Genomic DNA, 13,423 nt, shown 5'->3' with positions numbered 1-13,423 from the left:
TTAAGAATTACAGTAATTCTATTATAGTATGTATTGTAAAATTTATAAAATATTATAACTGTATAATTTTAATATCCATGTTTATCAATGTTTGGATGTTACCTAACACAATCTATTCCTATTATATATGTAAATACAGTTGTTTTGCTACTGTAAATGAAGAAATAAAATAAGCCAAGACATAAAATTCTTGGCTACATGTAAATCGCGCTTTGAGGTTATTTTACAGTGACAGTAGCTTGCTGGGGAATACGCTCAAATAACCAGTGTATATCATTGTTATACATACGAATACAACCTAGTGTTGTCCACTTACCAATTGCCTGATTATTGTTCGTACCATGAATCGCATAAGTTGTTCCGTAAGTTCCTGCCATGTTTAGTCCGAGCCAACGGTCACCAAGCGGATTACGTGGATCGCCGCCTTTAATTTTGCCTGTGTAATAAGGACGATTTTTAATTTTATTTACGATTTGGAAAGTACCTTTAGGTGTAGGAGTAGATGCTTTTCCAGTAGCGACAGTAAAACTTTTTATGAATTTTCCGTTTTGATAATAATCCATTTTATTTAACTGTGTGTTTACAATCAGTTGATCTTTCGTTGTAGCTGCCTCAGCATTTGTGAATGGAATAGTTAAAAATCCTAATGATAATAGTGCGCCTAATAATAGTTTTTTCATTATATTCTCCTTTTTACTATTGTAATAGTCTTACATACAATGAATTTGCAATCCTCGTAATACTTTATTTACATTTTCATCTAATGTTTCAAAGAAAGTAGTAATTTTGGCATTGTGTTTGTTGTTTTTATCAATAAGTAATCTTTCATTTAATAAAAGTTCGCCATGTAGTCCAAAACTTTGAACTTGAATATTTAATTCATCTTCCGTTTCAGAAATAATTGGTAAGAAGTAGTGAAAAGCTTTCGTTGGAATGATGTAGCTTTTGCCAATCATGCTTTCTTGATTTGAATTAATCCATTTTTTCGTAACAATCTTAATGTTCTTTTTTGAAACGATAAAAGACAGTGTTGTAGACTTTGTTAAACTTACGTCAAATTCATTTGTTTCACATATGTGTAAATTAAAAACGGTTTCATTTTGGTGAGATTCAACATTTGTATTAATAAAATCGTGCATTTTATAAGCTTCCATTTCGTATTCACCCTTTTTTCAATTTCGAAAAGCGATTAATATTTATTCAAATTAATGTTTAGTCATATATTGGTTAAATTTTTAAACAAATTCCGATATAATCTTACAATACGTATATGAAGCTAATATGAAGTTCGTATGAGTTTGTAGTGGTTTTTTATTAAGAACAAAATATAACGATTTTTAAGTGTTAAAAAATGGATAAAAAATGCATATTAAGGCCCTGGTTTCTCACGTTATATACTTGTTAAGTTGTCTGAAAATGAAAGTAAATAAAGAACGGAAAAGTTTAGTGAGAGCCTTACAAAAATGTAATAAAAATGTAAGCTATTGTGATAGTTATTTCGACAATTTTTTTATACAATATTAGTAAGAAGTTGCACGTGATTGAAAGGAGAGATGACATGGAATGGATTCATGAATTATTTCAGCAATACGGGTACTATGTTGTACTTGTCGGCTTGCTGTTAGAATATATTGCACTTCCGTTTCCGGGAGAGCCAACGTTAGCATATGCGGGATTTTTAGCACATAAGGGTGATTTAAGTTTACCGATTTTAATTATCCTATCCTTCATTGGGACAAGTGTAGGAATGACGATCCAATACTTTTTAGGAAATAAATTAGGAATGCCCTTTGTTCAAAAGTATGGGAAATACGTATTTTTAACACAAAGAAAAATCGACTTAACAAGAATGTGGTTTGATAAGTATGGATACTTCTTGATTTTTATCGGTTTCTTTATTCCTGGTGTACGTCACTTTACAGGATACTTTGCGGGAATTATTAACTTACCGTTCCGCCGTTTTGCAATTACAATTTACTCAGGTGCTCTATTTTGGGTATCATTCTTCTTAATCGGTGGTTACTGGCTAGGTGGCAATTTACATGATATTTTTGGAGCGCTAGAAGGTCATATCGGTAAAATTATTTTTGGAGTGATTGCGATTGTAGCAATTACGTTAGGAGTTCGTTTCCGTAAACAGTTAAAACGAGCATTATTACAAAACGCAAGTTAATATGGAATCCATTCTATGTCAGAATTTAGGAAGGCAGTGCAGATGCACTGCCTTTTTTATTTTAATAAGTTTTTGTTTACCTGTTTAAAAATTTATAGATTATCTTGTCAATTATTAACGTCAAAATGACAATTATAATTGACAATAATAAGGATATTATTTACAATTTTATTTAAATAAATGAAAAAGAGGGAAGACATGAAGCTTCAAAATCGAGTGAGGGAATTGCGAGCAAAGCATCGTTTATCACAAGGGGATTTAGGGAAAGCGATTGGATCATCGCGGCAAACGATTAGTTTAATTGAGCGCGGGGATTATGCACCATCTATCGTATTGTCGTTAAAAATCGCACAAATTTTCAATGTACCGGTGGAGGAAATATTTACGTTAGTGGAGGGGGAAGAGGATGATGAAGAGTAAACGAAAAAAACAATTTGATTTTGTGGGGAAAATGGCATTAAGTATGATGGGTGGTTTTTTAACATCTTATATAGCTTTAGATTTACTCTCGGATGAACCGAGAAAATTATCATCCAATACATTTATAGGTATATGCACCATTTTTGGAATCTTAATGATGTACTACACTTGGAAGAATACACGTATGTTAGCAGAGGCACGCGATGAAGAAGAGAGTGTACAAGGCAGAAAATTAGGCATTATAAGTATATATTTACGTGTAGGTGATATAGTTACGCAGGCATGGTTTGTATATGCAGTTATTGCATGTAGACGTGCACTGTTGCAGGATACAAATGTTTCATTTGCAGTGTGGAATTTAGTAGCTTCTATTGTTTGTTTAACTATTGTAGTGATTAGTGGGCTCATAACAAAAAATCGTTATAACAAGCTATATCCTGAACAAGGTGTGACATATATGGAATCTATGAAAATGTGGACGAAAAACGCAGATGAAGGATTAAAGCACATTGTGCATGAGGCTGGATATAAAGCTTATGAATTTACGAATACAATATTGGCATATGTATGGTGGGCTGCCGTTATATATACGGCGGCTAGTGATATCGACTTTGTATTAATTGGCTTAATCTCATTTATTTGGATATTGCATCTCGGAAAGTTCATGTACGAAATGCATAGAAAAATGATTTATTAAGGGGAGAAAAAGGTGGATATTTTAAGAAGGCCAGCTGGTACTATGACGGCGGCGTTAGTTTTGTCCATTTTATACGGAGTAATCCGAACTGGGAAATTAGAAGTAATTTTGAACCTATGGGCAATAGTTGGAATTTCATTGTTAGTATTAGCCATTCATGAGCTAGGGCATGTAGTATTCGGTGTAATAGGTGGTTTGAATTTTAAATTTATGACAGTAGGACCCATTACTGTTCAAAAAGAGAAGGGGAGAGTACGCATTCGAGAAAATAAATTATGGGCGTACTTTGGAGGCGTTGCAACACTAGTACCACCTTCTATAGAGACACCGAACCTTTCGAAAAAGTGGGCATGGCTTACTTTAGGTGGACCGATTACGAGTTTACTATTTGGTATTACTTCAGGTTACATATATATGGTGAGTTATTATCAATATCTTTTATATTTTTCCTTTTTCCATTTTGCAATCTTTGCAGTTACAATTGTGCCGATAAAAGGAACGCTTATGAGTGATGGTATGCAATTTCTTATTTTAATTAAAGATGATGAAAGAGCTAGAAATCATTTATATGAGATTCAAATATCGAGTGAGTTATTTAGTTATAAAAGACCGAGAGATTGGGATGAAAGATTGGTAGAACTGAGTGAGGAAAAAATAAAAGAAAATAAAGGGATAAGAGAGATAATGAGTAGACTTATGCTCGTCTTTTTGGCTCGTGCGGATCAAGAGGGAATGGAAAGAGCCGTACCGTATATAAAACAAATTGTTCAACTACCTGTAACGAAAGAAAATAAGTTTTTCGTTAGTAGTTTTCATAGTTGGTACCTTCTATATAAAGCCCTTTATGAGATGGATAGTCTTTCTTTAGAAGAAGCGAGGGAACATGGGAAGGCTATTACAAAAATGGACCTAAACGGATATTATCGCACACAAGGAATTATTAAATATTTAGAGGGCGATATGGAAGCATCTCGTACTTATATGAGGAAAGCTGATAAAGAATTGAAGAGCGCTGAGAAGAGTGGAATGGGATATTTACAATTAGAGAGAGAATGGTTTGAGCAGCTAAAGAAGAGGGTATCTTACGATGGGTGAGGTAACCTCTTTTTTCTATGTCGTCTTATGCCGTTCCATAAAAAGTGTGGGGCGAGTAAAATAAGATAAGAAGAGCAAAGCTTGGAGGAATTCTAGATGGAAATTTTAACGATTATTTTAATCGTCTTGCTCATTTATGTTGTTTTTAAAGTGGCATATGTAGCATTAAAAATACTCGCGATCTTATTAATTATCTTTTTAATCGTAGAGTTCGGCAGTAAATTGCTTGGGGGATAGGGTATGTTGAGCGTCTTTAGTGTCGAAAGATGTCGGTAAGTCGATATCCTGTGTCGAATCGTCGATATAATGAAAAAATCGCTGATATAAGTGGAGAAATCGTCGATATATTTGAAAAATCGCTGATATAATCTGGTTGGTACTGGATGGGGTATATGGAAAAGAAGTTGCCGTGAGGGTAACTTCTTTTTATTGTAGTGGCGGGGTATAGAGTATAAATAGATTGCCGAAAATTGTCGGTAAGTCGATATCCTGTGTCGAATCGTCGATATAATGAAAAAATCGCTGATATAAGTGGAGAAATCGTCGATATATTTGAAAAATCGCTGATATATTCCGGCGATTACCAGATGGGGTATATAGGGAAGGAGTTGCTGTAGAGTAGCTTCTTTTTATTATGGTGACGGGGTATGCAAACCAACATAAAAAAGCTGGAAGAATCTCTTCCAGCTTACGAGTTACTTTCAATTTGGCGACCGTTTTCTTCTTCGTTGTCTTGTAATAGGTTGAATACATCTGCTAGACAGAATGCAATGAACCAAGTCCATAGACCGTGGAAGAAAGCTGAGCTTAATTGAAGTGGTAATGTATAGTTAGTCATTGAGTAGGAAATACATCCGCCGACAATTCCGATCATTGTTAATAACATTGTTTTTTGCGCATTTTCTTCTGGATTGAAGAGGAAGAAAATGTATCCTCCTAAAATTGAAGCGCTTACAAGTGTTTCGATTCCATTAAAAATGATATTCTCTCCAAGCTGAGTGTTTGTCCAGAAGCAGATTGTTCCGCCGATAATAGCAAACAGGACAGCTATTGTATATCGTATATATTGATTCATATGTTCATCTCCTTATGTAATAAGATGATTTGGAAGTCAAAAAGGTAGGTATAGTATATTGAAGTGAGTTTTAATTGTACGTATCTTTTTATAAAAAGATCATTGAAGAGTAACTAAGATGATCGGTTATTTAAACCGTTACGTGTATGGTGTCTGAAATATACCTGACTGCTCGTTTCTTTTTGTTTGTAAAATATGAGAAACTTCCAAGTCTATATACTCTTTTTTTGTGAGTCTGTTTTCATTATAACACATTTAGAGACATAATAATAGAATTATCTGATTTTGTAATAAGTGTAAAAAATAAAAAACGCAAGGAAATACCATTAACGGTGCGGTTTAGTAGAAGAAGGAGTTTCATTTATTTTGATGAAATATGTAATCAAGGTGAGATCTAAGTAGACTTAAATATGATAAAAAATGTTTTATGGCATGCATGTAATGTAAGGGAGGAGAGTTAACTTGGAGTTCACAACAGAAAGATTAATAATTAGACCTTTTAAAAGTACTGATTTGCAGGATGTATTTGCTATTTATAATAGTGAGGATACATGTAAGTTCCTATTACATAATAAGTGGACTTATGAAGACATGCAGGAAAGATTTAATAAGAAGCTAGAAAACAATGTGCTTACTAAAGAATCAGTATTAAGTTTGGCGGTTATATACAAAACTAAGGTAGTTGGTGATTTATCCGTATGGTACACAAATATGAAAGACACTGTTGAGATTGGTTATAGTTTTTCAAATGAAGTAACTGGGAGAGGTTTGGCAACAGAAGCAGTAAGTCGTTTGGTATTTAAATTATTTCATGAATGTAATGTACACCGTATACAAGCTAATCTTGATGCACGAAATACAGCTTCACAAAAATTGTGTGAACGAATAGGCATGAGAAAGGAAGCATATTTCATACAAGATTTCTGGAATAAAGATGAATGGACAGACAGTATTGTATATGGAATGCTATCCTCCGATTTGTAGTAATAAACGTAGTGATTGTATTATGCTAAAAGGTGCGTGAGTTGAATAACAAAGGGCATCACATATAATATGTGATGCCCTTTCATGTATTGACCTTTTTTATATGCGTTTGAAACGGCCGACAATTTCAACTGTTTCAGTAATGTTCATAAATGCTTTATTATCCACTTGACGGATAATGCGTTTCATTTCGCCTAACTCATAGCGAGTCACGACAGTGTAAATCATTTTTTTCTTATGGTTTGTATAGCCGCCGACAGCATCTACCATTGTCACGCCACGTATGCCGTGATGTAGTAGGGCGCTTTTTATTTCCTCGCCTTTTTCTGTAATTGTCATTATCGTTAATTTAATATGTTTCGTATGCACAGCATCGATCACTTTGCTGACTACAAATCGACTAATTAACGTATAAAGTGTAATATCCCATCCGAAAATAAATCCTGCTACAACAAGTAAGATTAAGTTGAATGCAAATATGATTGCTCCAATTGAAACATCTCGATATTTCGCTACAATCAATCCAACAACATCAAAACCACCTGTTGAAGAAGCAAATCGGAATATGATTCCTGAAGCTGCTCCGCAGATTACACCGCCGAATACAGAAGATAGTAAAATATCGTCTGAAACTTGGTGTACAGGGATAATGTTCATCGCTAACGATGATACAGCTACAAAGTACGCTGTTAAAAAGGTTGTCTTCTTGCCTAAGTAAAAGTGACTTAAAATAAGAAGAGGAATGTTTAGTAAAAAGATAAGTGCACCGATATTGTAGTGCATTAAATAACCGATAATCATCCCTACCCCAGCGAATCCACCGCTAATCATGTTATGCGGGATAAAGAACATATTCATAGAAATTGCATACAAAATAGAAGCTACGAAAATAACAACCAACTGTATGATAAATTCTAAGTGAAATGTTTTAGCTGCTGGGAAGGATAAAAAGGCGGTGTCGGGAACGTAATCGGCGTCTCCTAGTTGACCCATAGTATGTTTCATCTCCATATTCATTTTTGATTACAAGAAGAGAATAAAGGTTTTTTCAAAAACTGGCAATAGTTTTATTATAATGCAAAAATTTTATAAATTTCTAATAAATCAAGCCTATTCATTGATGTGTGTGAATATACTAAAGAAAGCGAATACAATGTTTCTTAATTATTATTTTCTTGAGAAAATATGCAAAATACTTTTTTTGACGATAAAAGGAAATAGAGAATGTTTGCCGAATGTGCTAAAATGACCTTATTAAGGATGTGAAGCGATGGAATTTTTATTGCAGGATGCAATTCTATATATATCGTTTGTAACGACAGCACTTTGTTTGTTAGAAGTTTTCTTCCTTGCTAACGTTTCTCGCTTTGTGCGTCAGCAAGCATCGAGCGGTAGACAAAGAGCATTTGCGTTAGTTGATACATGTGAAGATAGTGCGGGGAATGTACCGCTATTTTCTATTTTTTATAAATATGGAATGATTCGTTCTGTACGCAGACAAGAATCAAGTGAAGAGAATGACGAGGTCGGTCCGTATACACCAATGTTTCGCTAAATAATTACGAAACATTGGAGGAATGAACATGTTAAAATCATACCGAGCTGTGCTCGTTAGTTTATCATTATTACTTGTTTTTGTTTTATCTGGTTGCAGTAATGCAGCACCAATTGATGCACATAGTACGGGAATTTGGGATCATTATTTTGTATATCCAATCTCGTTTATGATTCAATTTGTTGCTCATCATATACCGGGAGCTAGCTTTGGGATTGCTATCATTATTATGACGCTCGTTATTCGTTCAGCAATGATTCCATTAGCTGTTTCGCAATATCGTAGCCAAGCGAAAATGAAGAAAATGCAACCTGAATTGCAGAAGTTAAAGCAGAAATACGGTGATGTAAGCAAAGATCTAGAAAAACAAAAACAGTATCAAAAAGAAATGTCAGAACTAATGAAATCAGGCGGTTGGAATCCACTTGCTGGTTGTTGGCCAATCTTTATACAAATGCCGATTTTCTCTGCTTTGTATTATGCGATTAGCCGAACAGAAGAGATTCGCACATCTTCGTTTTTATGGGTGAACTTAGGACATGCAGATCCTTATCATATATTACCGATTATTGCAGCATTAACGACATTTATTCAAATGAAGGTTTTCCAATCGAATATTACACCTGGAGAACAAGTACAGATGCTAAAGATGCAGCAAATTATGATGCCGGCAATGATTTTATTTATGGGATTTGCGGCACCATCAGGTCTTGTGTTGTACTGGATAACAGGTAACTTATTTACAATGACACAAACAATTGTATTAAGAAGAATAATGGAACGTGAAGAATTACAATTACAAAAAGCATAGAATAACGCCGCTCATCATGAGCGGTGTTTTTTTGTTAAGTCGTTAAGGAAATGTTAAGAAACCAACATTACTATAGGCGTTGTATACGAAAGTGTACATGCATTAGAAATATGAAGGAGGAAATTTCCTATGAAGAAGAAAACAGTTGGGTATTTAGCGATTGCAGGTGCGTTATCATTCGGAATCATTGGGGGAGTCGGCATCCCGGCATTCGCGGCAACGAATACTCCAGCAGTGGATCAGTCTGCAAAAACGGCGAGAAAAGATTTAGATGACGCTACAAAACAAAAAGTAAAAACGATTATGAATGATACAAAGAAACAGTTGGAGGAGTTAGGTGTAAAGCTTCCAGAGAAAGAAAAACGTAAAGAAATGTTTGCGGGATTAGATGATCAAACGAAAGAAAAAGCGAAATCAATTTTAGAGCAAGAAAAGTCTGGAAAATTAACAAGAGAACAAGCAAAAGAAGAATTGACAAAACTAGGAGTGAAGTTGCCGGAAAAGGGTAAACAGAAAGAAATGTTTGCGGGATTAGATGATCAAACGAAAGAAAAAGCGAAATCAATTTTAGAGCAAGAGAAATCCGGAAAATTAACACGTGAACAAGCGCAAGAAGAATTAACGAAATTAGGCGTGAAAATGCCGGAGAAGGGTAAGCGTAAAGATATGCTTGCTAACTTAGATGAACAGGCGAAAGAAAAAGTGAAGTCAATTTTTGAACAAGTTAAGTCCGGCAAATTAACGCATGAGCAAGCAAAAGAAGAATTAACGAAGTTAGGTGTGAAACTCCCAGAGAAAGAGAAGCATGAAGAAATGTTTGTGGGATTAGATGAGGCAACAAAAACAAAGGCAAAAGAGATTTTAGACAATGAAAAGAAACAATTAGAGGCATTGAATGTTGATTTACCGCACCATAAGTTTTTTATGAAAAAAGATGAGAAATAATTGAATGAATTCGTATCTTTCGTGTGGGCAACCGGAAGGTACGTGCGAGGACCGATTTCTGTCAGCAGAAATCGGTCCCTTTTAATGATTTAATAAAATTTTTTTCATAGTTAGTATGTATCCAAAGACGCAGTAGAAGATTGCAAAACCGATAAATACTTCTGTATATTGATATTTGCCTAATACATAGAAGGAAACAGCTGGTATAATAGCTACCGCTAAAATGCTATAACCAGGATACTTGTACCGATGCATGATAGCGAATAGAACAGAAAGAAATGTAGCGATGATACAAAAAACAGCAATCATTATTGGTGCACCTCCTATATGAATTATACCGTTTTTAGGGAATTAGAGAAGTGTCGTAAATTCTGTTATAATATAAGAAGAGAAAAATTTCGTATGTTATATAAAAAATATATTGATTTTTTCTAACAATTCAATATAATGAACAATAACTACAAAATTCGACATCAAGAAGTGATGATGAGGACACGATCAATTTTTTACGATTCTCAGAGAGGGAAGCCTTTGGCTGTGAGCTTCCTAATACGAAAAAATAGATTACCACCTCTGAACTGCAGCAGTGAACGAACATTTAGTAATTGCTTGCCGGCAAAAACCGTTATTTTAGACTTGAGAAATTGGTGAAGTGTGTTACTTTGCGAATTGAAACAAGGGTGGAACCACGAATATAACACTCGTCCCTTTTTTAGGGAGGAGTGTTTTTTTATTTCATTTTTGCATCACACTAGAATTGGAAGGAGGATAAGAAGCATGCATCATGATGAGAAGAACAAAATTGGTTTAACGGTAGCACTTTCTATCGTAGTAGGAACGATCATTGGGTCTGGTGTGTTTATGAAACCAGGCAGCGTATTAGATTACTCGGGGAGTTCTAATATGGCGATTCTTGCTTGGATAATTGGTGGTCTGTTGACGTTAGCAAGTGGTTTAACAGTAGCTGAAATTGGAGCGCAAATCCCGAAAAATGGTGGGTTGTATACGTATTTAGAGGAGATTTATGGAAGCTTTTGGGGATATTTATCAGGCTGGATGCAAACGATTGTGTATGGGCCAGCTATTATTGGAACGTTAGGGTTATACTTTAGTTCTTTAATGATTAATTTTTTCTATTTAGATAAAGTATGGAATTTACCAATTGCGATCGGAACAGTTGTGTTCCTTGGCGTTGTAAATAGTATGGGAACAAAATACGGAGGTATCGTTCAAACGATTACGACAATCGGAAAGATGATTCCAATCGTATTAATTGTTGTGTTAGGTTTTTGGAAAGGGAATAGCGACATCTTTAACGTAGTTGTGCCGATATCAGAAAATCAAAGTATCGGGATGGCAATTTTAGCAACGTTATTTGCTTATGACGGTTGGATTTTACTTGCTTCGATTGGTGGAGAAATGAAGAATCCAACAAAGCTATTACCGAAAGCAATGACAGTTGGGATTTTAATTGTAACAGCTGCTTACGTATTAATTAATTTGGCGTTATTGAATGTATTACCAGCAACGCAAATTGTAGAACTTGGAGAAAATGCAACAGCGACAGCTGCAGGAATGCTACTTGGAGAATATGGTGGGAAAATTATTAGTATCGGTATTATCGTTTCTATTTTCGGTTGTTTAAATGGAAAGATTTTAACGTTCCCACGTATCCCGATGTCGATGGCAGAACGTGGACAACTTCCATTTGCTAAGTTTATTGCGAAGGAAAGTCCAAGATTTAAAACACCAGCAAATGCGATTACTGTTGAAATCATTTTAGGAATTATTTTAATGATTATTAGCGATCCGAATAAGCTATCTGAGATTTCCGTATTCATTATTTATATTTTCTACGTAATGACGTTTATCGGTGTCTTCATTTTAAGAAAACGTAATAAAAATAAAGAGCGTGCATACAGTGTACCGTTATTCCCAATCGTACCAATCGTTGCGATTTTCGGCTCGCTCTTTGTAATTGGTAGTGCCATTATCAATGATCCGGTAAGTTGTTTCTTATCAATTGGAATTGTGTTTACGGGGCTGCCGGTATATTGGTATTTAAATAAGAAGAATAAAAATGAAGTGTCATGACTGAAGGGTAGGCGTATAATGCGCCTACCTTTTTTACTGTAAAAAAATTGTACTTGTGTTCAACTTCTATTTTGGTTACTATAATCGTAGTAACCAAAATAGAAAGCGTGGGGAAAGACTTGAATTTTCGTGTGTATATTTTAGCTATCGCGGCTTTCGTAGTCGGAACGGTTGAGCTAATTATAGGAGGAACGCTCGATTTAGTTGCCAACGATTTAGGTGTATCTATTAGTGCAGCTGGTCAGCTTATCACAATATTTTCAGTAGTATTTGCTTTATCAGGTCCTGTTTTACTAGCTTTAACAGGGAAATTTGAAAGAAAAACATTGTATGTTGGGGCATTATCAATTTTCTTAATCGGAAATATTATTTCAGCATGTAGTGTGAATTACGGGATGTTAATGTTCTCAAGGGTGATTTGTGCGGCGAGTGGTTCGCTTATTATTGCACTGTCAGTAACACTTGCTTCTAGCGTTGTAGAACCGCATTTTCGTGCGCGTGCAATTGGAATCATTTTCATGGGGATTAGTGGGTCACTTGTACTTGGAGTACCGCTTGGCCTTGTACTCGGAAATGCATACGGATGGCGTGCACCATTTGTACTCATTTCGATCTTAACAGTTATAGCAATCGCTTGTATTTCATTATTCTTAACGAAAGTACCACCGACATCGGTATTATCAATAAGAGAGCAGATTGCTACGTTAAAAGATAAAAAAATCGTCAGTGCACAGTTAACGTCATTCTTATTTTTAACGGGTCATTTAACACTATATGCATATTTAACACCATTTTTAAAAGATGTTATGCATGTGGAAGCGAATTGGATTAGTGTATTTTACTTCATCTTCGGAATCGCAGCAGTAATTGGGGGCGGCTTCGGAGGTTGGCTTGCTGATAAATGGGGATCGAAGAAAAGTATTATTTCAATTATTATCGTATTTGCGTGTGCGATCTTCCTATTGCCGATGATGACATTCTCATTCCCGCTGTTCATTATTATGATGGGACTTTGGAGTATGCTGAGCTGGGCTATTTCGCCAGCACAACAAAATTATTTAATTGAAATTGCACCGGAATCAGCTGGTATTCAGCAAAGTTTAAATAACTCTGCCCTTCACTTAGGAATTGCGCTCGGTTCAACAGTAGGCGGAGTTGTTATTGAGAAATCGTCTGTTATATATAATGCTTGGGTAGGAGGCGGCTTTATTATATTAGCGCTGCTTTGTGCGATTTTCTCGATTACGAGAGGACGTTCTACTCAGTTTGCGAAGGAAGAATCTATCGTTTGATAGGTTCTTTTTTATTTGTAAAAAATTGCAGGTTTTAGTAGAAAGGTAGAGAATTTGTATGTAGCGAGGTGATAGAAAATGGCATATGATTTAGTCGGAGTGATACTTAGCCTTATACCAATATTTGTGGTCGCGTTTATTTTTAGATGGGTTCGTTTCATCTATCAAAATTCAGAGAAACAAGTGGAGCAAAATGAGAAGATTATTGAGCTGTTGATGGAGATAAAGGAACAAAATGAAAAGGAGTCTAGGTGAACAGCTAGACTCCTTTTTTGTATGCAA

Annotated in this window: 17 protein-coding genes and 1 other annotated feature; of the genes, 12 read left to right on the top strand and 5 right to left on the bottom strand. The window is 35.1% G+C overall.

What is annotated here, in order from left to right:
* Nucleotides 1-218: 218 nt before the first annotated feature.
* Both ACTT1L_RS11785 and ACTT1L_RS11780 read right to left on the bottom strand, forming a co-directional pair.
* Entirely contained in the window at nt 219-680 is a 462-nt protein-coding gene (locus ACTT1L_RS11785) for a L,D-transpeptidase (protein WP_000734937.1), read from the bottom strand.
* 30 nt (nt 681-710) lie between these two features.
* Nucleotides 711-1,154 carry a DUF3978 domain-containing protein gene (locus tag ACTT1L_RS11780; RefSeq protein ID WP_000388752.1) on the bottom strand — a complete coding sequence of 148 codons (444 nt, stop codon included), beginning with the start codon at nt 1,152-1,154 and terminating at the stop codon, nt 711-713.
* A gap of 404 nt (nt 1,155-1,558) precedes the next feature.
* Here ACTT1L_RS11780 and ACTT1L_RS11775 point away from each other — a divergent pair, with 404 nt between their 5' ends.
* The 5 genes from ACTT1L_RS11775 to ACTT1L_RS11755 all read left to right on the top strand — a co-directional run bounded on the left by ACTT1L_RS11775 (nt 1,559) and on the right by ACTT1L_RS11755 (nt 4,622).
* Nucleotides 1,559-2,173: a DedA family protein gene (locus ACTT1L_RS11775; RefSeq protein ID WP_000454757.1), complete on the top strand. Its 615-nt coding sequence runs from the start codon at nt 1,559-1,561 to the stop codon at nt 2,171-2,173.
* A 198-nt stretch (nt 2,174-2,371) separates the two neighbouring features.
* Nucleotides 2,372-2,593, top strand: a complete 222-nt coding sequence (locus ACTT1L_RS11770; RefSeq protein WP_000776168.1) for a helix-turn-helix transcriptional regulator — start codon at nt 2,372-2,374, stop codon at nt 2,591-2,593.
* Nucleotides 2,583-3,290 carry a DUF3169 family protein gene (locus ACTT1L_RS11765; protein WP_061131953.1) on the top strand — a complete coding sequence of 236 codons (708 nt, stop codon included), beginning with the start codon at nt 2,583-2,585 and terminating at the stop codon, nt 3,288-3,290. The genes ACTT1L_RS11770 and ACTT1L_RS11765 overlap by 11 nt, the downstream gene beginning before the upstream one ends.
* 42 nt (nt 3,291-3,332) lie before the next feature.
* Nucleotides 3,333-4,385: a hypothetical protein gene (locus ACTT1L_RS11760; protein ID WP_061131952.1), complete on the top strand. Its 1,053-nt coding sequence runs from the start codon at nt 3,333-3,335 to the stop codon at nt 4,383-4,385.
* A 96-nt stretch (nt 4,386-4,481) separates the two neighbouring features.
* On the top strand, nt 4,482-4,622 hold the full coding sequence (locus ACTT1L_RS11755; RefSeq protein ID WP_000404784.1) for a DUF3985 family protein: 141 nt from the start codon (nt 4,482-4,484) through the stop codon (nt 4,620-4,622).
* A gap of 451 nt (nt 4,623-5,073) precedes the next feature.
* On the opposite strand, the gene ACTT1L_RS11750 is transcribed toward ACTT1L_RS11755, so the two are convergent.
* Nucleotides 5,074-5,460: a DUF3938 domain-containing protein gene (locus tag ACTT1L_RS11750; protein WP_001077770.1), complete on the bottom strand. Its 387-nt coding sequence runs from the start codon at nt 5,458-5,460 to the stop codon at nt 5,074-5,076.
* Nucleotides 5,461-5,922: 462 nt separating this feature from the next.
* Here ACTT1L_RS11750 and ACTT1L_RS11745 point away from each other — a divergent pair, with 462 nt between their 5' ends.
* Entirely contained in the window at nt 5,923-6,444 is a 522-nt protein-coding gene (locus tag ACTT1L_RS11745; protein ID WP_442821920.1) for a GNAT family N-acetyltransferase, read from the top strand.
* 99 nt (nt 6,445-6,543) lie between these two features.
* Here ACTT1L_RS11745 and ACTT1L_RS11740 read toward each other — a convergent pair whose 3' ends face one another.
* Nucleotides 6,544-7,437: a YitT family protein gene (locus ACTT1L_RS11740; protein ID WP_442821919.1), complete on the bottom strand. Its 894-nt coding sequence runs from the start codon at nt 7,435-7,437 to the stop codon at nt 6,544-6,546.
* A gap of 277 nt (nt 7,438-7,714) precedes the next feature.
* Here ACTT1L_RS11740 and ACTT1L_RS11735 point away from each other — a divergent pair, with 277 nt between their 5' ends.
* The 3 genes from ACTT1L_RS11735 to ACTT1L_RS11725 all read left to right on the top strand — a co-directional run bounded on the left by ACTT1L_RS11735 (nt 7,715) and on the right by ACTT1L_RS11725 (nt 9,755).
* Nucleotides 7,715-7,999: a hypothetical protein gene (locus ACTT1L_RS11735; protein WP_000394930.1), complete on the top strand. Its 285-nt coding sequence runs from the start codon at nt 7,715-7,717 to the stop codon at nt 7,997-7,999.
* 28 nt (nt 8,000-8,027) lie between these two features.
* Nucleotides 8,028-8,810 carry a membrane protein insertase YidC gene (yidC, locus tag ACTT1L_RS11730; protein WP_000920536.1) on the top strand — a complete coding sequence of 261 codons (783 nt, stop codon included), beginning with the start codon at nt 8,028-8,030 and terminating at the stop codon, nt 8,808-8,810.
* Nucleotides 8,811-8,939: 129 nt separating this feature from the next.
* Nucleotides 8,940-9,755, top strand: coding sequence for a hypothetical protein (locus ACTT1L_RS11725; RefSeq protein ID WP_086707160.1), 816 nt, complete (start codon nt 8,940-8,942; stop codon nt 9,753-9,755).
* Between the two features lie 81 nt (nt 9,756-9,836).
* On the opposite strand, the gene ACTT1L_RS11720 is transcribed toward ACTT1L_RS11725, so the two are convergent.
* Nucleotides 9,837-10,064 carry a hypothetical protein gene (locus ACTT1L_RS11720; protein ID WP_000562242.1) on the bottom strand — a complete coding sequence of 76 codons (228 nt, stop codon included), beginning with the start codon at nt 10,062-10,064 and terminating at the stop codon, nt 9,837-9,839.
* A 165-nt stretch (nt 10,065-10,229) separates the two neighbouring features.
* Nucleotides 10,230-10,467: a binding site (T-box leader), on the top strand.
* Nucleotides 10,468-10,532: 65 nt separating this feature from the next.
* Between ACTT1L_RS11720 and ACTT1L_RS11715 the strand changes: the two genes are divergently transcribed.
* The 3 genes from ACTT1L_RS11715 (at nt 10,533) to ACTT1L_RS11705 (ending at nt 13,396) form a co-directional block, all read left to right on the top strand.
* Nucleotides 10,533-11,849, top strand: coding sequence for an APC family permease (locus ACTT1L_RS11715; RefSeq protein WP_061131772.1), 1,317 nt, complete (start codon nt 10,533-10,535; stop codon nt 11,847-11,849).
* 107 nt (nt 11,850-11,956) lie between these two features.
* The gene (locus ACTT1L_RS11710; protein ID WP_136800465.1) at nt 11,957-13,141 is read left to right on the top strand and encodes an MFS transporter; all 1,185 of its coding nucleotides are present in this window, start codon (nt 11,957-11,959) and stop codon (nt 13,139-13,141) included.
* A 78-nt stretch (nt 13,142-13,219) separates the two neighbouring features.
* Nucleotides 13,220-13,396, top strand: a complete 177-nt coding sequence (locus tag ACTT1L_RS11705) for a hypothetical protein (protein WP_052737355.1) — start codon at nt 13,220-13,222, stop codon at nt 13,394-13,396.
* Nucleotides 13,397-13,423 lie beyond the last annotated feature (27 nt).

This window comes from Bacillus sp. FH (assembly GCF_052216825.1).
In the GTDB taxonomy this organism is placed as follows: Bacteria; Bacillota; Bacilli; order Bacillales; family Bacillaceae_G; genus Bacillus_A; species Bacillus_A paranthracis.
The sequence above is the reverse complement of the archived record's forward strand: the minus strand, read 5'-3'. Positions and strand labels throughout refer to the sequence as shown.

What these genes read in the sequence shown, in the direction of transcription:
- ACTT1L_RS11720 (WP_000562242.1), bottom strand. Translation starts at nt 10,064, where the DNA reads ATGATTGCTGTTTTTTGTATCATCGCTACATTTCTTTCTGTTCTATTC.
- ACTT1L_RS11725 (WP_086707160.1), top strand. Translation starts at nt 8,940, where the DNA reads ATGAAGAAGAAAACAGTTGGGTATTTAGCGATTGCAGGTGCGTTATCA.
- ACTT1L_RS11765 (WP_061131953.1), top strand. Translation starts at nt 2,583, where the DNA reads ATGAAGAGTAAACGAAAAAAACAATTTGATTTTGTGGGGAAAATGGCA.
- ACTT1L_RS11775 (WP_000454757.1), top strand. Translation starts at nt 1,559, where the DNA reads ATGGAATGGATTCATGAATTATTTCAGCAATACGGGTACTATGTTGTA.
- ACTT1L_RS11740 (WP_442821919.1), bottom strand. Translation starts at nt 7,437, where the DNA reads ATGGGTCAACTAGGAGACGCCGATTACGTTCCCGACACCGCCTTTTTA.
- ACTT1L_RS11770 (WP_000776168.1), top strand. Translation starts at nt 2,372, where the DNA reads ATGAAGCTTCAAAATCGAGTGAGGGAATTGCGAGCAAAGCATCGTTTA.
- ACTT1L_RS11735 (WP_000394930.1), top strand. Translation starts at nt 7,715, where the DNA reads ATGGAATTTTTATTGCAGGATGCAATTCTATATATATCGTTTGTAACG.
- ACTT1L_RS11785 (WP_000734937.1), bottom strand. Translation starts at nt 680, where the DNA reads ATGAAAAAACTATTATTAGGCGCACTATTATCATTAGGATTTTTAACT.
- ACTT1L_RS11715 (WP_061131772.1), top strand. Translation starts at nt 10,533, where the DNA reads ATGCATCATGATGAGAAGAACAAAATTGGTTTAACGGTAGCACTTTCT.
- ACTT1L_RS11750 (WP_001077770.1), bottom strand. Translation starts at nt 5,460, where the DNA reads ATGAATCAATATATACGATATACAATAGCTGTCCTGTTTGCTATTATC.
- ACTT1L_RS11705 (WP_052737355.1), top strand. Translation starts at nt 13,220, where the DNA reads ATGGCATATGATTTAGTCGGAGTGATACTTAGCCTTATACCAATATTT.
- ACTT1L_RS11760 (WP_061131952.1), top strand. Translation starts at nt 3,333, where the DNA reads ATGACGGCGGCGTTAGTTTTGTCCATTTTATACGGAGTAATCCGAACT.
- ACTT1L_RS11780 (WP_000388752.1), bottom strand. Translation starts at nt 1,154, where the DNA reads ATGGAAGCTTATAAAATGCACGATTTTATTAATACAAATGTTGAATCT.
- yidC (WP_000920536.1), top strand. Translation starts at nt 8,028, where the DNA reads ATGTTAAAATCATACCGAGCTGTGCTCGTTAGTTTATCATTATTACTT.
- ACTT1L_RS11755 (WP_000404784.1), top strand. Translation starts at nt 4,482, where the DNA reads ATGGAAATTTTAACGATTATTTTAATCGTCTTGCTCATTTATGTTGTT.